At 60.0% G+C, this 17,910-nt stretch carries 12 protein-coding genes and 1 pseudogene; 4 read left to right on the top strand and 9 right to left on the bottom strand.

Annotated elements, in window-relative coordinates:
* Positions 1–57: 57 nt before the first annotated feature.
* The 5 genes from purF to J2D77_RS13145 all read right to left on the bottom strand — a co-directional run bounded on the left by purF (position 58) and on the right by J2D77_RS13145 (position 7,121).
* The gene (gene purF / locus J2D77_RS13165; RefSeq protein ID WP_207846782.1) at positions 58–1,614 is read right to left on the bottom strand and encodes an amidophosphoribosyltransferase; all 1,557 of its coding nucleotides are present in this window, start codon (positions 1,612–1,614) and stop codon (positions 58–60) included.
* Between the two features lie 47 nt (positions 1,615–1,661).
* Positions 1,662–2,186 carry a CvpA family protein gene (locus J2D77_RS13160; protein WP_207846781.1) on the bottom strand — a complete coding sequence of 175 codons (525 nt, stop codon included), beginning with the start codon at positions 2,184–2,186 and terminating at the stop codon, positions 1,662–1,664.
* A gap of 156 nt (positions 2,187–2,342) precedes the next feature.
* The gene (locus J2D77_RS17340; protein ID WP_230975797.1) at positions 2,343–2,870 is read right to left on the bottom strand and encodes a phosphoribosyl-ATP pyrophosphatase; all 528 of its coding nucleotides are present in this window, start codon (positions 2,868–2,870) and stop codon (positions 2,343–2,345) included.
* A 785-nt stretch (positions 2,871–3,655) separates the two neighbouring features.
* The gene (locus J2D77_RS13150; protein WP_207846780.1) at positions 3,656–6,304 is read right to left on the bottom strand and encodes a PAS domain-containing sensor histidine kinase; all 2,649 of its coding nucleotides are present in this window, start codon (positions 6,302–6,304) and stop codon (positions 3,656–3,658) included.
* 91 nt (positions 6,305–6,395) lie between these two features.
* Positions 6,396–7,121, bottom strand: coding sequence for a response regulator transcription factor (locus tag J2D77_RS13145; protein WP_207846779.1), 726 nt, complete (start codon positions 7,119–7,121; stop codon positions 6,396–6,398).
* Between the two features lie 767 nt (positions 7,122–7,888).
* On the opposite strand from J2D77_RS13145, the gene J2D77_RS13140 reads away from it, so the two are divergent.
* Positions 7,889–8,131, top strand: coding sequence for a hypothetical protein (locus J2D77_RS13140; RefSeq protein ID WP_207846778.1), 243 nt, complete (start codon positions 7,889–7,891; stop codon positions 8,129–8,131).
* Between the two features lie 35 nt (positions 8,132–8,166).
* Here the strand turns inward: J2D77_RS13140 and J2D77_RS13135 are convergent.
* Together J2D77_RS13135 and metH are read right to left on the bottom strand one after the other, a co-directional pair.
* Positions 8,167–8,420 (bottom strand): annotated as a pseudogene (locus tag J2D77_RS13135) (transposase); the annotation flags it as partial.
* Positions 8,421–8,582: 162 nt separating this feature from the next.
* Positions 8,583–12,089: a methionine synthase gene (gene metH / locus J2D77_RS13130; RefSeq protein ID WP_207846777.1), complete on the bottom strand. Its 3,507-nt coding sequence runs from the start codon at positions 12,087–12,089 to the stop codon at positions 8,583–8,585.
* Between the two features lie 446 nt (positions 12,090–12,535).
* Between metH and J2D77_RS13125 the strand changes: the two genes are divergently transcribed.
* From J2D77_RS13125 to J2D77_RS13115, 3 genes are all read left to right on the top strand, one after another.
* Positions 12,536–13,621, top strand: a complete 1,086-nt coding sequence (locus tag J2D77_RS13125; RefSeq protein WP_207846776.1) for a Dyp-type peroxidase — start codon at positions 12,536–12,538, stop codon at positions 13,619–13,621.
* Position 13,622: 1 nt separating this feature from the next.
* On the top strand, positions 13,623–14,426 hold the full coding sequence (locus tag J2D77_RS13120) for a family 1 encapsulin nanocompartment shell protein (protein ID WP_207846775.1): 804 nt from the start codon (positions 13,623–13,625) through the stop codon (positions 14,424–14,426).
* Positions 14,427–14,772: 346 nt separating this feature from the next.
* Positions 14,773–15,717 carry an alpha/beta hydrolase gene (locus tag J2D77_RS13115; protein ID WP_207846774.1) on the top strand — a complete coding sequence of 315 codons (945 nt, stop codon included), beginning with the start codon at positions 14,773–14,775 and terminating at the stop codon, positions 15,715–15,717.
* A 14-nt stretch (positions 15,718–15,731) separates the two neighbouring features.
* Here J2D77_RS13115 and J2D77_RS13110 read toward each other — a convergent pair whose 3' ends face one another.
* A complete protein-coding gene (locus J2D77_RS13110; protein WP_207846859.1) occupies positions 15,732–17,030 on the bottom strand; it encodes a DEAD/DEAH box helicase in 1,299 nt (432 codons plus the stop codon).
* Positions 17,031–17,195: 165 nt separating this feature from the next.
* Entirely contained in the window at positions 17,196–17,900 is a 705-nt protein-coding gene (locus tag J2D77_RS13105) for an SDR family oxidoreductase (protein ID WP_207846773.1), read from the bottom strand.
* Positions 17,901–17,910: the final 10 nt, after the last annotated feature.

The following is a 17,910-nucleotide window of genomic DNA, read 5'->3' as shown; positions in this document are numbered from 1 at the left end:
TGTGCGGCTTTTGCGGTCCGGTGACTCCGGGGGCGAATGGCCCCCGGCCGGAGGGTATCAGGCCGTGCCGGGGCCGTATTCCGCGTCGTGGTCGACCAGGGGGATGGGGTAGTCGCCGGTAAAGCAGGCGTCGCAATAGCGTTCGCGGCAGCCTTCGCGGCTTTCATGACCCATGGCGCGGTACAGCCCGTCGAGAGAGATAAAGGCCAGGCTGTCCACGCCGATCAGTTCGGCCATGGTTTTCAGGTCGTGCTGGGCGGCCAGCAACTTGCTGCGTTCGGGCGTGTCGATGCCGTAAAAGCAGGAATGCTTGGTGGGGGGGGAGGAAATGCGCATATGCACCTCCGTCGCCCCGGCGGCGCGCACCATGTCCACGATCTTGCGCGACGTGGTGCCGCGCACGATGGAATCGTCCACCAGGATCACGCGTTTGCCGTCCAGCGTGGGGCGGTTGGGCGAGTGTTTCATTTTCACGCCCAGATGGCGGATCTGGTCGGTGGGTTCGATAAAGGTGCGGCCCACGTAGTGGTTGCGGATAATGCCCAGTTCGAACGGAATGCCGCTGGCTTCGGCATAGCCGATGGCCGATGGCACGCCGGAATCGGGCACCGGCACCACCACATCGGCATCGACATGGCTTTCCTGGGCCAGTTCGCGGCCGATCTGCTTGCGCACGTTATAGACCGGCAGCCCTTCCAGAATGGAGTCGGGGCGGGCGAAGTAGATGTATTCGAACACGCAGAAATGGGGCTTGGTGTCCCCGAACGGGCGGAGGGAGCGAATGCCGCTGTCGTTGATGATGACAAGCTCGCCCGGTTCCACGTCGCGCACGAATTCGGCCCCGATGATATCGAGCCCGCATGTTTCCGACGCCAGAACCCAGGCCCCTTCCTTGCCGTCTTCACCGGGCAGGCGGCCAAGCACCAGCGGGCGCACGCCCATGGGGTCGCGCACGCCGATCAGCCCTTCCTGCGACAGCACGACCAGGGAATAGGCCCCGGTCACGCGCTTGAGCGCGTCCATCAGCCGGTCTTCCACCGTGGCGTAAAGCGAAATGGCGATCAGGTGGACGAACACTTCCGTGTCCATGGTGGACTGGAACAGGCAGCCCCGGCGGATCAGTTCGCGGCGCAGCATGGCGCTGTTGGTCAGGTTGCCGTTATGGGCCACCGCCAGCCCGCCAAAGGCGAATTCCGCGAACAGGGGCTGCACGTTGCGGAGCTGCGTGGCTCCGGTGGTGGCGTAGCGGTTGTGGCCGATGGCGCGCGTGCCGTGCAGGCTTGCCATCACACGCGGGTCGCTGAACACATCGCTGACCAGGCCCAGCCCACGGTGGGAACAAAAACGCTCCTCCTCCGTATCGAAGGAGACAATGCCTGCCGCTTCCTGCCCGCGATGTTGCAGGGCGTGCAGGCCAAGCGTTGTCAGGGCGGCGGCGTCGCGCGCGTTCCATACGCCGAATACGGCGCATTCCTCATGCGGGTGGTCATCATCCGCCGAAAAGGGGGCGGGCAGTCCTGTCAGCGTTTCAGCCGAGGGGTCGACCGGTGTTCCGGCCAGGGCGTCAGGCGGGGTTGCAGATGGGGTTCCGGGCAGACGGGAATGAAGCAACATAGCTGAGCAGGGGCCTCCGCAATGGGCTGGCTAGGGCCGTAAGGAGATTACAAGCTGGCGTCATGGCCTGTTGAGGGCTTTGGCGCAACCCTTTTCACGTCAAAATCGGGCAGATAGGGCTGAACCTGGGCGACACCAGACTGGATATAGGGAGTGAGTCTGCTTCCGTCCACCAGGGCCTGCAGATCCTGCGGTTGCAGAACCCACTGGGCCACCAGGAACCCCACCACCACGAACAGCGCGCCGCGCACCACCCCGAATGCGGCGCCCAGCAGGCGGTCCGGCCCGTCCAGCGGGGTTGCGCGGATCACGCGCACGATCATGGCTGAGACAAGACCCCCCGCCAGCACCACGCCCAGCAGCACCAGCACGAAGGCCACCACCTGGGCAACCAGCGGGGATGAGACATACCGCCCCACCACCCCCATCAGGACTGTGTGAAAACGCAATGCCGCCATGAAGGCCAGCACCCACATGCTCAGCCCCAGGGCAAGGCGCGTAAAGCCCCGCCAGAACCCATGGGCAACGGAACAGGCCATAATGGCCAGGGAAATACCATCAAGCGGCGCCATAGCTGCGCCTTATAGCCCGGACCGGCCGAAGGAAAGAAAAAAATTACGCAGCCTCGTCCGCACGCCTGCCGTCCACCCGTCTGGCTGGCCCCTGTCGGGTCATGCGCCCGCCATTACGGCGCTCGGATGTGCGGATAGCGCCTGGTCGGCGGCCGATCAGGGCAGCTTGCTGGTGGTAATGCGCCATGGCCTGGGTACCTTGCCGCTGCGTTTCTTGCGGTGCGGCGGCTGGTTGAGCTGGTGCAGCAGTTCGGCCACTTCCAGGCGGCGCAGCAGTTCGGTCCAGATATCGGCGGGGTCCACCGTCTCATGCGCCCAGAGCTGTTCCAGGGCCTTCAGGAACGAAGCGCTTTCGCGGATGATGTCGTCCCGCCGGTTGGCGATCAGCGCCGCCGTGCAGTTCGTGGCGTGCAGGCCCACTTTCTGGCTCAGGCGCAAAAGGGCGATATCGACACTCTCCACCCCGTCCGCCGGGTTTTCGGAACGCGATGCGGCAGTGCTGGGTGCCGTGGCGGGAACGCCCGGATTGCCGCCAGAGGCAGGCTGCCTGCCCACCTGCCTGCCCGAAGATAAGGCGCGGGTGCTGTTGTTCGCCGCTGCGGCTTGCACGGTGGTGGCCCGTGGCGTGGCCGCCTGCTCGGCAGTGCGGGCTTGCGTTTTGCTCGCGGGGGCTTTTTTCCGCACGTTTACCTTCCCCGTCCCCTGTTTGTGGGTGGCGCGGGCAGCAGACCAGTGCGCGGGTGGGCGGGACAAGACCATCGTTGCATGATGCGTTGCTTTTTCGCCGTGGGTCAATGTCCTGTGCCTAACCTTCCCGAAGCAGAGGGTATGCGCGCTGTCATGGGGTCTTTCACGCGGCGTGGCAGGGTTATCTTCGGTCCCACCTTTCTCTGTTTGGCCGTCACCAGAATTTGGTTGATCTCTAGAATACCAAACAGCAATAGAAGATAAGGGGCGATGGTCTGTGTTTCCGGCAAGGGAAACAATTGTAAGTTTGCTCAACAAACTGAGATTCTTACCCTAACGACATTGCATATTTTGAGTTTACTAATATTACAATCTTCGTCCTTTGTAGAGCTATCCAATATCGAAAATATAGTGAGCGTATTCGATTTGTAACATTTTTTCCGAAATGTAGACGCCGATATCAAAAATATCGCTTAAGTAAAATAATAACATAATTTGTACCGCGAGTATCGCCAGAATGTTAATTCTATCAAAAAATACTATTGACAATATTGCGACGACAATAGGAATAAACTCTACCGCTATTGTGGGGAAAATAAAAGAGAACATGAATATACCACCCTGGCCACTGCGGTAATATAGTTTCTTGGTCGTAACGGTTGATATTCATTGCAACGATAAAGATGAGGCCCATCTCTTCCGAAGAATGGATCGGCAGATATCACACCACACAAATGGTTTTCTCTCCCGCCGGAATGCTAGGCACAGGCTAGAAAACTAAGTCAGACCGGCATATCTCTTTGATAATGCAAAAGGGCGTGGAGGGCCGCTATGGCCGACGCGCGAATCGCTTGCAATCTGTGAGATCTCTTAGGGGAAGCAATACCCTGGTCACGTATTGCGTTTTCTTCTTGTCGACAAAGTTTGGCAAGTTTTAGCAAACCCAGCGCCACCGCTGCTCCGGCCAGTTGGTGCACCCCGTCTGCCTGTATATTGCCATCCGTTGCGGCCTCAATGGTAGTCAAGCGCTGTTCAAGCGAGGTCTTAAAAGTATGAATGGCGCTCTTTACAGCTTCAGACCCCGCATAACCCAGTTGAGCATTCAAGAACTCTCTGTCCAAAATCAGGGACGGACGATCTATCCTGTCGGAAAGATGCAGAGGGTACGGTTTCTTTCGGAAACGGTCAGCTATCGACCGCAAGGCCGCTGGTGTGAAAGGCTTTGCAAGAAAGCCGTTGATCCCCGCCGCTGCCATTCTTGACGGATCAGGCGCTACATTGGCAGAAACCACAACAATGGGGACGTCACCGGCCTTTCCTTCGGTTGCCCGAATTCTTTTGGCGGTCTCGTATCCATCCAGACCAGGCATACGGAGATCCAGAAGTAGAAGATCAAACCCGCCCTGTGCCGCAACAGAGATGGCGGCCTCTCCATCATGAACTGCAGTGACGTTAGCCCCTGATGCTTTCAACCCCCATTCGGCGACCAATCGATTTTCTTTAACATCGTCGACAATCAGGATATTGCTGCCGGTAAGCGTATCTCTCCCCGTTTTCGCATCCGAGCGCAAAGTCATATCCTTGAGGTCGAGGGCGGCCATCAAGCTGGCCCTTCCTATGGGGTAAGTCTCCACATGCACGCCTTCGGATATAAGTGCTTCCACATTATTGATGTTTCTCCCAATGGGGGCCAACAATACGACATGACGACATTGGTTACGAGCGAAGCGACACCACTCTTCCACCGAGGGCCCAACCTCATCGAGAGGTGCTACGACTATGGCAATGTCCACGGAACCAGATTGCGGCAGTTTTCCGGTCTCAATTCTTTCGATAACATGAAGTTGCATCCCGTCGGCAACGCACGCGGTTTGTAATACTTGGCGTGTTCTGCTAGCTGGTCCCACTATAGCTATATTGGTCGCCACGGTAGCCGGAACAGGCGCGCTGCAGTTCATGACGGGGAGAGTAAGACGGAACACGCTGCCGTAATTTCTCTGTCCGCTCACTGTGATCGATCCACCCATCGCCTGCGCGATGCCAAGTGCGATACTTAATCCGAGACCAGTACCGTTTGTCGCCCCGTCGGCTCCGTCTTCAAGACGAGAAAATCTGCCAAAGATTCGTTGCTGATCCGCTGGCTCAATACCAATTCCTGTATCGGTCACCACCAGAACCAGTTCGCAATCGCCTTGCGCATTTACAAGATCGACATCCACTTGAACCCAGCCAGTTGCGGTATATTTAATGGCGTTGCCGACCAGGTTGAACAGAATCTGGCGCAGGCGGACGGGGTCGACAACTACGGTCTTGGGAACATTCTTTGCGACGGCGAGAACTATGTCGAGCCCTTTGCTATGCCCCAGTGGCGCTAAGCTTCGAACGACCTCCTCGACGACTCTACCGACATCAACCACGGATGGTATAATTTTGAGATGACCGGCTTCAATTCGAGAGAAGTCGAGAGTATCATCTACAATGGCAGCAAGGGCCCGCGCAGAACTGACGATATTGGTAGCATAATGCTGGTAGCCGTGTTCATTGCCTGGTTCCATCAGAAGCTCCGCCATGTTGATTACCGCATTCAGCGGCGTCCGGAGTTCATGGCTCATCATTGCCAGAAACTGGCTTTTGGCCTCGTTGGCAGCTTCAGCTTGTGTCACAGCGCTGATGAGTTGCTCATTCTTTGTTTCAAGCTCTACAGTTCTCTCGTTTACCCGTGCTTCCAGCTGCCGGTTCAAGGTTTCGAGATCTGCCTGTATCTTTTTAACCTCCGTAATATCATGCGATGCAAAGAAGGCCAGTTTTCGGCCCGAATAGGCAACGAGTTCCGCACTGACGATAATATCCCGTAGTTCTCCGGTGCGTGTCCGCATTCGTCCTTCAAGGTTTTCGACGCGCCCGTGCTCGGTCAGTTGCCCCACGACCTCAGAACGAAACGCATCGTGTTCCCAGATATTCATCTCGCGGGCAGTCTTGCCGATTACGTCAGTGCGTTGATAATCCATCGCGTTGAGCCACGCGGGGTTCACATCCAGATGTTCACCCGTTTCCAGGACCGAAACCGCAGAAAGTCCAGGATTAAGATGAAAGGCTCTCGCATGGACCAAGTCTAAACCAAAAGCATCGTCACCGAGAAAAACCACGGCACCAGCCGGTCGGTCTCTGTTTTTCATAGGGTCCAGTCGGTAATGGATCGGGCGTCCATTTTGTCTGAGCCGCAAAGTTCCTTCCTCAATGGTATCACCGGTAAACCATGAAGACGTGCTGTTATCCGATACGGGTTCAAGCCAACTTCCGATGTGGGACGCAATAGCCGTTTGCCCCGGTCGCGGATTCATGACGCGTGCAAAACGTGGGCTACAATAGAGAATAAGTCCATTCGGGTCGATGACAGCGAAAGCAACCGCATTTATAGCATGATCAAACACGAAGGCTCCTTTTTCCCAATTGCTCGGGACCAATCCTGTCCTAAAAAAGGGACATCTGCTCTCCACCTCGCCAGCATCTGGATGGGGAAAGTTAGTCCGTACTATTCATCTGCTTATCTACAAGGCGGTAGCCCAAGCCATGCGCCGTTTCGATCAAAGGCATCACGCCCCGTATCCGTTGAAGTTTAGATCGTATACGGTAGATAGCTTTATCTACAGCCCGTGCAGTGACGGTGCCATCGTGTCGAAGCCCTGCAAGGAGACGGTCGCGAGACACCGGCTTGGGAGCGCTGCGGATCAAGATGTCTAGTAGCCGGAATTCATTTTCAGTCAGATGAATCTTCGCACCCGTCTCTAAACAGATATTTCGGGCCTCCAAATCAACCGTCCAACCTTCAAAACAATGAACAGGGCTACCTGGAACCGGTCTAACAATTTCATGCAGTCTTGTAGCCAGATTTCGGACGCGGGCAATCAGTTCGCGTGGATGAAGAGGCTTCTCAACATATTCATCGGCACCACTTTCCAGGCCCTTCAGACGATCGGCGGCTTCGCTACTGGATGTCACGACGATGATGCCAGCTGATGTCGTGGATCGGAGCTTTGATACCAGTTTAAGTGCATTGCCATCAGGCAACCGGAGGTCAAGAAGAATGACATCGAAGCGTTCTTGGTTAATCCGCGCCTGCAAGTCTGCAAGAGAGCCGACGGCCTCGGTTGCGAACCCTGCGCCAACCAAAACGGCTTCGTATAAATTGCGTGTTATTTCGTCGTCTTCGACAATCAGAACGCGCGCCATTCCAGTATCTGCTGCCATCACCCCAACGTATCCTTGATTGTGCCTTTACTCGGGATTTTTCAGGCTATTTGTCACTTCGGTACCAAGAATTAACAATAGAGACTGGCCACAGAGACTTCCCGTCCAAGTAAGATACGCCAGTCAATAGGGATATTGTCGCACGCATCCACAATAACCCGACCTCCAACGCCTCCTGCTCTGTGTTTTCGGATCGGCGATGTATGTCGTCTATGTGACCATATTATGTTCGATAATCATAAGTGATGTCACCACAACCCACGCATTCATACTCCCTATTGGCCGCACCCCGCAGGCACCTGCGAGACATCTTTCACGGCATGACAGACTTCAACAGAACGGAACACTCCAGCCGCGGAGTGATGAAATGGGCTCTATGAGAGTAAAATGAACATAACCTTTGATATCCCCCCATCAGAAACAAGACAATCAGATCTTAGAAAAAAAAGACAATTTGAAAACAAAAAAGAAAAGAAGACATAAATGAGACAAATATCTCAGTATTATCCCGGCCAAAAAAGTTGTATGTTTTGATATTTAGTTCTATACGACTCAAAACTCTTCTTTGAGGGATAGTGCTGACTGACATGAATGCACGGGATATCACGGCAACATCTGCCGTCGATAATGGTGTTGCTGTCACTCGGCTCAGGATCTTTGTCAAATGCCAAGACCCATTCGAAAGTGAACCAAACAGAAGGGAGAGTTGCGGCAATGTGTATTTTTCATATTTATTCAGGAGGTAAACCAGAAATGATCTCAGTAAAATGAGAGTTTTTAGAAAAGGAAAGGCCATAAATCCGTTTTCGGTAGGTGATACGGTCCGTATTCACACCGGTTGGCCTTATAATTATGATCTGGATTATATTGGCGTAATAGAGGATATAAAATTGGACGCAGGTCCTGAGGACGATGGACTTGCTCCCGATGAAGTTCATCGCTTTGGCATCGCGTTGCCGCATGGTGGAATATATTATTTCTGTGCAAAAGAAATAAGAAAAGTGAAATGATAGTGGCGTTGTTCATATCGGCTCAAGTGACGCGCCCCCGGCTTCTGGCGAGAGCAACTGCATAGCCGGAAAGAGAGGCGATCATTGATCAGGTAGTCCGTCCGTTCATCGGACAGATTATTCAGCATCTGGATCACCAGGATTTTAAACATCAGAACCGAAGCAAAATGGGTGGACGACCGCCTTTGCTTCTATTTGAATACGCCAGAGCCTTGTCCCGGTCAGGACGGAACAGCTCAAAATCCACAGTCTGGGAAAACGCTTCCAGTTGGTCACCAAGCCCGCTCAGACGAGCAAGACGCTCTTCAACATCAAAGAAACCAGGGCTTCATTCCGTCCATCCTTCATCACAAGATGAGAGATGGAATCATAGAGGACCCATCAAAACCAGGGGTTCTTCGAACCCTCCAGCTCGCAGCCCCCGCACGGTTGCGGGCGGGGGCTGGCGGGGTCAGATGGTGAAGTACTTCGCGTGCCTGTTCAGGATGACCAGTGCGGAGGTGGACTGTTCGGGGTGCAACTGGTCGCCATCGGTCAGGGATACGCCAATGCGTTCGGCGTCGAGCAGGCGTAGCAGGGGGGCCTGGTCTTCCAGCCGGGGGCAGGCGGGGTAGCCGAAGGAATAGCGCGACCCGCGATAACCCTGTTGCAGAAGGGCGTCGAGTTCGCGCGCGTCTTCGCCCGCAAAGCCCAGTTCCGCACGGATACGTTTATGCGTGTATTCGGCCATGGCCTCGGCCATTTCCACCGACAGGCCGTGCAGGTACAGATAGTCCTGGTAACGGTTTTCCTCGAACCAGTCGCGCGCGATGTCGGAGGCTTTCTGCCCGACCGTGACCACCTGTAGCCCCACCACGTCACGCTCGGGGTCGTTGATGTCGCGCACGAAATCGGCAATGCAGTCCCCATCCGCGCGGGGCTGGCGCGGCAGGGCGAAGCGTGCGGCCTCGGTCACGCCGTCCTGTTCGAACAGGACCAGGTCGTTGCCATCGCCCGCGGCTTTCCAGTAGCCGTAGCTGGCACGTGGGGTCAGGATATTGTCCTGCTTGGCCAGGTCGAGCATGCGCTTGAGGATGGGGCGCAGTTCCTGCCGGGCCCAGATCAGAAAATCATCGAGCGAGCGACCCTGTTTACGAAAACCCCACTGGAACTGGTACAGCGCGCGCTCGTTCAGGAAGGGCAGCACCGCCTCGGGTGTTGCTTCCAGTACGCGCGCACCCCAGAACGGTGGGGTGGGGGGCTGTTCGTCCGCGTTCAGCCTTGCGCGGCGGGCGCGTACCTCGGCCACATCCACCGGCGCGTAACCGCGTGTTTCAGCGGCTTCGGGCGTGCGGGCATTGCGGCGCGACGCCTTGCCTTCGCGCCGTTTCTGGATGGCGGCCAGATAGCCGTCGAACCCGCTCTGCGCGATCTGGTCCATCAGCGTCAGGCCATCGAACGCGTCACGCGCATAGGCCACGCGCCCCGTGGGGGCGTAGGCGGCCACGCAGTCTTCTTCCACGTAGTTGCGGGTCAGGGCCGCACCGCCCAGCAGCACGGGGGTTTCAAGCCCCGCGCGGGAGATTTCCTCAAGGTTTTCGCGCATGACCACGGTGGACTTCACCAACAGGCCGGACATGCCGATGGCATCTGCCTTTTCGCGGCGGGCGGCCTCGATCATGTCGGCCACCGGCACCTTGATGCCAAGGTTCACCACCCGGTAGCCGTTATTGGTCAGGATGATATCCACCAGGTTCTTGCCGATATCGTGCACGTCGCCCTTGACCGTGGCCAGCACGATGGTGCCGCGCTGCTGGCCTTCCACCCGTTCCATATGCGGTTCCAGCCAGGCGACGGCGGCCTTCATGGTCTCGGCCGACTGCAACACGAAGGGCAACTGCATCTTGCCCGCGCCGAACAGCTCCCCCACCACCTTCATGCCGTCCAGCAGCACGGTGTTGATGATGTCGATGGGCGCCATGGTCTGCATGGCTTCCTCAAGGTCGGCTTCCAGCCCCTTGCGGTCGCCATCGACAATACGGTCCTTCAGGCGTTCGGGCGCGGTTTCTGCGCGCTTGCGGGCAACGGCTTCGGACGCCTTGCGGTCCGCGAACATGGCCAGCAGGGTTTGCAGCGGATCGTAGCCTTCCGCCCGGCGGTCGAAGATCAGGTCTTCGGCCACCTTGACCTCTTCCGGCGCGATCAGGTGCAGCGGGCGGATCTTGGAGACATGGACGATAGCCGCCGTCATGCCCGCCTTGACCGCGTGGTCCAGATAGACCGAGTTCAGCACCGCGCGGGCTGCCGGGTTCAGCCCGAAGGAGATATTGGACAGCCCCAGCACGATCTGGATATCGGGGAAGGCGTCGCGGATCATGCGAATACCCTCCAGCGTCCACTGGCCCAGCTTGCGGTCGTCCTCCGCTCCGGTGGCGATGGTGAAGGTCAGCGGGTCGATCATCAGGTCCGACTGGGCCAGGCCGTGCCTGGTGCAGGCAAAGTCCACCAGCCGCGCGGCAATGCGCAGCTTGTCTTCGGGCTTGCGGGCCATGCCTACTTCATCGATCGTCAGCGCCACCACGGCGGCCCCGAACTTGCGCGCCAGCACCAGCCGGTCGTGGGCCGGGCCTTCGCCATCCTCGAAGTTGATGGAGTTGATGATCGGCTTGCCGCCATGCAGCTTCAGGGCGGCCTCGATCACCGGGGTTTCGGTCGAATCGATCACCAGCGGCGCATTGACCGAGGAGGTGAAGCGGGTCACCACCTCGTCCATTTCCGCGCGTTCGTCGCGGCCGACAAAGGCGGTGCAGATATCCAGCGCGTTCGAGCCTTCGCGCAACTGGTCGCGCCCCAGGGCCACGCAGCCATCCCAGTCGTGGCTTTCCTGCAATTCGCGCCATTTCTTGGACCCGTTGGCGTTGCAGCGCTCCCCGATCGAGAAATAGGCGTTTTCCTGGCGCAGCGGCACCTGGCTGTACAGGCTGGCCACGGCGGGCACCCAATGCACGCTGCGCGCCACGGGGGCGGGGCGGATGCGGCCGGTATCCTGCGCGCGACGGCGCAGCATGGCGTCAAGCGCTGCGATATGCGGGGTGGAGGTGCCGCAGCACCCGCCGATCAGGTTCAGCCCGTCTTCACGGATGAAGCGTTCCACCCAGGTGGCCATTTCGTCGGGCGTCAGGGGGTAGCTGGTCTTGCCGTCCACCAGTTCTGGCAGGCCCGCATTGGGCTGCACGGAAATCAGGCGCGGCCAGTTTTCGGCCAGCCAGCGCACATGCTCGGCCATTTCCTGCGGGCCGGTGGCGCAGTTCAGGCCCATCAGGTCCACATCCAGCGCGTGAATGACCGTGGCGGCCGCGGCAATATCGGGCCCCACCAGCAGCGTGCCCGTGGTTTCCACCGTAACCTGCACGAAAACGGGCAGCGCCACGCCGGCTTCCGCCCGGGCGATCTTGACCCCGTTCACCGCCGCCTTGATCTGCAGCGTGTCCTGGCAGGTTTCGATCAGCACCGCATCCACCCCGCCTTCGATCAGGCCGCGTGTCTGTTCGGCCAGGGCGGCTTCCAGCGTGTCGTAATCGATATTGCCCAAAGACGGCAGCTTGGTGCCCGGCCCCATGGACCCCACCACGTAGCGGTGCCGGCCATCGGCAAAGCTGTCCGCGGCTTCGCGCGCCAGAAGGGCGGAATTGCGGTTGATTTCACGCGCACGATCCGTCAGCCCGAATTCACCCAGCGTGATGGGGGATGCGCCGAAGGTGTTGGTTTCCACCATGTCGGCCCCGGCTTCGAAATACCCGCGATGGATTTCGCGGATCAGTTCGGGGCGCGACAGGGTCAGGATCTCGGTGCAGTTTTCCTGCCCCCAGTAGTCGCGCTGCACGTCCAGGTCCAGCATCTGGATACGCGAGCCCATGCCTCCGTCGCAAAGCAGGACCTGGTCACGCAGGGCATCGAGAAGGGCGGGGCGAGTGGACATGACAGTACGGAACCAGACAAAAGGGGGTAAGGACAAGGCCCCGGCCAGCGCACGCATGCTGCCGGCCGCAACCCGGATCGGGCGCGCAACCCGCACCACCCCGGGGGACTGGTTCGCAGGGGCGCGTTCGTGGCAGCGTCCCGGGCCATGCCAGGGGGCAGACCAAGGGGGCGTGCGACAAACACCTTGCGGACAGCACAGGGGGCACGAACGGGCCAGCGCGGCCTTCCTTATTCCAGAGAGTGGTGTTGCTGTCCACAACTGCGCGGCGTGGATGTGGCGCGCCCCACCCGCACGGGGCCTGCGCGGCGGGGCGTTTTCAACCCTGTGTTGCGCCTGCCCTTGTGGCGGGGGGTGGATCAATCGGCAAAAGAATGCCACCTTCGCCCAGAGCCCGGATGGGCCTGCACTGAAGTTTCGTGTCCATTATATGAAGGAGAGTGGTGTTGCCCGCAGCGCATTCGCAACCCGTTGATGCCAGGCTGACACACGCCGCGATCTTCCTGGTCCTGACCCTGAAGGATGGCGCGGTTCATGACACGACCGGCCAGGCCGCTGCGCCGGAGGAAGAAACAGCCGCCACGGTGCGCGGGCTGTGCGCGGATCTGTCATCCCTGGTGCGGGGGGTGGGCTTCCGGGTGCCTGACGGGCAGTTATCCTGCGTCATGGGCATAGGATCGGCCGCATGGGACCGGGTTCTGGGCCAGCCGCGCCCGCGCGAACTGCACCCGTTCCGCGAAATCAAGGGCGTGCACCATGCGCCCTCCACCCCGGGCGACCTGCTGTTCCATATCCGTGCCGCACGCATGGATCTGTGCTTCGAACTGGCAGCCCAGATCGTCTCGCGCCTGGAAGGTGTGGCCAGCGTGACGGACGAGGTGCACGGCTTCAAGTATTTCGACGAACGCGACCTGCTGGGCTTTGTCGACGGCACGGAAAACCCGGTCGACCAGGACGCGGCCGACGCCACCCTGATCGGGGATGAGGATGCGACGTTTGCCGGTGGCAGCTACGTGATCATCCAGAAATACCTGCATGATCTGAAGAAATGGGACCTTATTCCCGTGGAGGTGCAGGAAAAGATCGTCGGCCGCAAGAAGCTGTCCGATATCGAACTGGATGACGCGGCCAAGCCCAGCTACGCCCATAACGTGCTGACCAATATTGAAGAAAACGGCGAACAGTTGCAGATCCTGCGCGCCAACATGCCGTTCGGCGATATCAGCAAGGGCGAATTCGGCACGTTTTTCATCGGCTATGCCAAGTCCCCCAGCCGCACGGAAAAAATGCTGGACAACATGTTCATCGGCAACCCGCCGGGTAATTACGACCGGCTGCTCGATGTCAGCCGGGCGGTCACGGGGTGCCTGTTCTTCGTGCCCACCGGCACGTTTTTGGATAATATCGCGGTTGAGCAGGCTGTCGTGGCGGACGCGACACCCCAACCCGCGCCAGCCCCCGCACCCGATGCCCGGCCCGCATCGGCCAAGGGGTCTTCACTTGGTATCGGCTCACTGAAGAATGAGGTCTGACATGAACAATCTCCACCGGGAACTTGCGCCGATTTCCGCTGCCGCCTGGGCACAGATCGAGGAGGAAGCGTCCCGCACGCTCAAGCGCCACCTTGGCGCGCGCCGCGTGGTCGATGTGCCCGAGGCCCAGGGCTATGCCTGCTCCGCCATCAATACCGGCCATGTCCACAGGCTTGAAAGCCCGGGGGCGGGCGTGCAGGCGGTGCAGCGCAAGGTGCTCAGCCTGGTGGAACTGCGCGTGCCCTTCACCCTCACGCGCGAAGCGATCGACGATGTCGAACGCGGTGCGCAGGATTCCGACTGGGACCCGGTGAAGGAAGCCGCCAAGACCATCGCCTTTGCCGAAGACCGGGCCGTGTTCCACGGCTACGCGCAGGCGGGCATCCAGGGCATTGGGCCGGGTTCGTCCAACCCCGCCCTGGCCCTGACGGCCGAGCCCAAGGGCTACCCCGGCGTGATCGCCACGGCCCTGAACGAACTGCGTCTGGCGGGTGTGAACGGTCCCTACACGGTCGTGCTGGGCACGGATGCGTTCAAGGCGGTCAGCGGCGGCAGTGAAGACGGCTACCCCGTCTACCGCCATATCGAACGCATGATCGAAGGCAAGGTGATCTGGGCGCCAGCCATCGAAGGCGGCTTCGTGCTGTCCACCCGGGGTGGCGACTTCGAGCTTGATATCGGGCAGGATTTCTCCATCGGCTATACCAGCCACACGGCGGACAGCGTGGAGCTTTATATCCAGGAAAGCTTCACCTTCCAGCTTCTGACGGCCGAAGCCGCGGTCCTGCTCACCCCACCCGCCTGACACCCGGCCCCGAGGCAATACCACATGACCGGCCCTGTTCCAAAAGGAGAAAATCTCCGGCTGGAACAGGGTTTTTTTGTCAGCGCCATGCCCTGTTGGAAAGACGCGCTACCCCACCCTTTGCGATCACGCCCTTTTCGAACGGGCTGAAATGGGGGGCAGGGAAGGCGGGCCATCATTTGCGTCCCGCTCGGGCATGGGGTTTTCGCTTTCCCGCAGTGCTCGAAGAAACATGCGGATTTTTTAAAAACAGGGAACAATTCAAATTGTTGTTGGGGGGCCTGTCGCCCCGGTCCACGGCTCTTTATGATCGTGTTGATCCGCAAGAGAGATGGAGAGTTCTCCCATGACTACGCTTGGTTTGGTCGACGCAGAGCAGCGCGACATGGTGGCTCTGTTTCCATCCTTCGATCCGGAGCAGGGTGATCTGATGGACTTCCGCCGCGACCTGGTCGAGGGGACGACGGCTCTCCTGAAATCCGCATCGGTCAGGTATGAGGAGCGGTCGATCCCCGGTCCGGACGGGGTGCCTGCTGTGCGTGTCATCCTGTTTCGACCCCCCGCAAGCAAGCAGACAACGTCCGCCATTCTCTATGTCCATGGCGGCGGGATGATTGCCGGCACACCGGACATGCAGGCCGGCGCACTTGAGCGGCTGGCATCGGAAACAGGCACGCTGATCGTCTCGGTCGATTATCGGCTTGCACCGGAGACACCTTTTCCCGGCGGGCTGGAAGATGTCTACGCCGCCCTGGTGTGGCTGCATGGCTGCGCGGGCGAACTGGGGGTCGATCCCGGTCGTATCATGGTCATGGGCGATAGTGGCGGCGGTTGCCTGGCGGCTGCCACAGCGCTTCTGGCCCGCGATCGCGGCAGGATACCCCTGCGCGCCCAGGTTCTGATTTACCCCATGCTCGATCTGCGAACCGGCGGGCCAGACGCCCCTTCTGACGATCCGACCACAGGGGAATTCGTATGGACGCGCGCCCAGAACCGGCATGCATGGTCCGCCGTGCGCGCGGACCTGCCAACCGACGACCCGCGATTTGGCTATCTGTCCCCCGCCTTCATGCGCGACCTGTCAGGGTTGCCGGCAACATTCATAATGACCGGTACGCTGGACCTGTTTCGCGATGAAGACGTAACATTTGCGCACCGTCTGTGGAAAGCGGGTGTGCCGACCGACCTGATCGTCTATGCAAATGCGGTGCACGGCTTTGACCTGTTGCCGTCCTCCCTTGCCGAGCGTGTCCACCGCGACGTGGTGGAGGCTGTGCGTCGCCTGATGTGACACGCGCGGTTCTGTCAGATCGATTTTTGCATCAGGCCGTGCTGGGCGGCGGCCCGGGCGGCGTTCTTTTCTTCTTCGGTCCAGACCTTGCGTTCGCGCTTTTTCTGCGGCTTGACCTGCTTGACCGGCCCGCCGCCCAGCACGGGTGGGCGCATGGTCGAAGTCCGCGCCGCTTCCGAATGCCAGGGGTGGTCGTCCTGCACGATCAGGCTGCGCCCGATTTCGCGTTCCACATCATGCAGCCAGGCCCTCTGTTCGGCATCGCATAGCGTGATGGCAAAGCCGCTGCGGCCGGCGCGGCCCGTGCGGCCTATGCGGTGGACATAGCTTTCGGGCAGGCTGGGCAGGTCATGGTTGAAAACATGCGTGACCGTATCGACATCTATGCCGCGTGCGGCGATATCGGTCGCCACCAGTACCTGTGCGGCCCCGGACCGAAAGGCGTCCAGCGCGCGTTCGCGCTGGCCCTGCGATTTGTTGCCATGCAGGGCTTCGGCCGTAATGCCTGCCTCGGTAATGAAGGCGCAGACTTCGTTGGCGATGTTCTTTTGCAACGTGAAGACCACGGCCTGGCCCATGCCCGGTGTGCGCAGCAGTTCCAGCAGGGCTTCTTTCTTGTTGGCTGCATCGACAAACATGACCGACTGCTCGATCCGTTCGACAGTGGTGGAGGGCGGGGCAATTTCGACTTTCGCCGGATCGCGCAGCAGGTTTTCGGCCAGGGCCGCAATGGATTTGGGCATGGTTGCCGAAAACAGCACGGTATGGCGGTCGCGGGGCAATGTGGCGACAATCCGTTCGATCGGCTTGGCAAAGCCCATGTCCAGCATCTGGTCGGCTTCGTCCAGCACCAGGGCTTCAAGCTGCGACAGGTCGCACAGCCCCTGCTCGACCAGGTCCAGCAGCCGCCCGGGGGCCGCCACGATAATGTCCACCCCGGCCTTGAGCGCATTGACCTGGTTGACCTGGCTGACACCGCCGAAAATCGTCGTGACCCGGGGCTTGAGATAGCGGCCGAAGCTGTTGAACCCATCCGCGATCTGCGAAACCAGTTCGCGCGTGGGGGCCAGCACCAGCACGCGCGCACCGTTCCTGGGCGCGGGCCGCGGGGTCGCGGCAAGGCGGTGCAGCAGCGGCAGCGCGAAAGACGCGGTCTTGCCCGTGCCGGTCTGGGCCATGCCCAGCAGGTCGCGCCCTTCCAGCAGCAGCGGGATGGACTGCGCCTGGATGGGGGTGGGGCTTGCATAGCCTTCCTCCGCCAGGGCGCTGAGCAGGGACGGGGCCAGGGAAAGGTCTGCAAAAGTGGGGGACATGGTCAAGCGGCGCCTCCGGCGCGGAATAAGGCTGCGCCTGTGCGGGCTTTGCCGGTTCGAAACGCGGAGTTCTAGGGGCGATGGTGCACCGCGTCAACGCGCGGGCAAAAGCCGGGCGGGCAGGCCGTGCGTTGTGCGTGTCGGCCTGCCCGTGTGCGCCGTGCGTCAGACCGCGCGGGTGACGCCGCCATCCACGCGGATGTTCTGCCCCGTGATATACGCCGCCCCGTCTGATGCCAGGAAGGCGATGGTCGCGGCAATTTCTTCGCTGGTGCCGTAGCGGCGCAGGGGCACGCTGTCGCGGCGTTCCTCCGTTGCGGGCAGGCTGTCGATCCAGCCGGGCAGCACGTTGTTCATGCGGATATTCTCGCCCGCATAGGTATCGACAAAAATCTTGGTGAAGGAGGCAAGACCCGCGCGAAACACGGTGGAGGTGGGGAACATGGCCGTGGGCTCGAACGTCCAGGCGGTGGAGATGTTGATGATCACGCCCGATTTCTGCTGGGCCATGGTGGGCACGACAAGCCGCGTGGCCCGCACGACGTTGAGGAAATACACCTCCATGCCCTTGTGCCAGTCCTCATCCGTCAGTTCCAGGATGGGCTTGCGCGGACCGTGCCCGGCACTGTTCACCAGCACGTCGATTCGGCCCCAGCGTTCCAGCGCGCCATCCACCAGGCGTTGCAGGTCATCGCCCGACTGGTTGGACCCCGTAACCCCGAACCCGCCCAGTTCGCGGGCCAGGGTCTCGCCCTTGCCGGAGGACGACAGAATGCCCACGCGGTAGCCGTCCTGGTGCAGCCTGCGCGCGGCCGCCGCCCCCATGCCGCTGCCACCGGCGGTAACAAGGGCTACTTTTTCTACTGACATTGCTTTATCC

Source organism: Acetobacter garciniae (assembly GCF_017377735.1).
Lineage (GTDB): Bacteria > Pseudomonadota > Alphaproteobacteria > Acetobacterales > Acetobacteraceae > Acetobacter > Acetobacter garciniae.
This window is presented reverse-complemented; position numbering and strand designations above follow the sequence as displayed.

What these genes read in the sequence shown, in the direction of transcription:
- purF (WP_207846782.1), bottom strand. Translation starts at nt 1,614, where the DNA reads ATGTTGCTTCATTCCCGTCTGCCCGGAACCCCATCTGCAACCCCGCCT.
- J2D77_RS13160 (WP_207846781.1), bottom strand. Translation starts at nt 2,186, where the DNA reads ATGGCGCCGCTTGATGGTATTTCCCTGGCCATTATGGCCTGTTCCGTT.
- J2D77_RS13145 (WP_207846779.1), bottom strand. Translation starts at nt 7,121, where the DNA reads ATGGCAGCAGATACTGGAATGGCGCGCGTTCTGATTGTCGAAGACGAC.
- J2D77_RS13140 (WP_207846778.1), top strand. Translation starts at nt 7,889, where the DNA reads ATGAGAGTTTTTAGAAAAGGAAAGGCCATAAATCCGTTTTCGGTAGGT.
- metH (WP_207846777.1), bottom strand. Translation starts at nt 12,089, where the DNA reads ATGTCCACTCGCCCCGCCCTTCTCGATGCCCTGCGTGACCAGGTCCTG.
- J2D77_RS13120 (WP_207846775.1), top strand. Translation starts at nt 13,623, where the DNA reads ATGAACAATCTCCACCGGGAACTTGCGCCGATTTCCGCTGCCGCCTGG.
- J2D77_RS13115 (WP_207846774.1), top strand. Translation starts at nt 14,773, where the DNA reads ATGACTACGCTTGGTTTGGTCGACGCAGAGCAGCGCGACATGGTGGCT.
- J2D77_RS13110 (WP_207846859.1), bottom strand. Translation starts at nt 17,030, where the DNA reads ATGTCCCCCACTTTTGCAGACCTTTCCCTGGCCCCGTCCCTGCTCAGC.
- J2D77_RS13105 (WP_207846773.1), bottom strand. Translation starts at nt 17,900, where the DNA reads ATGTCAGTAGAAAAAGTAGCCCTTGTTACCGCCGGTGGCAGCGGCATG.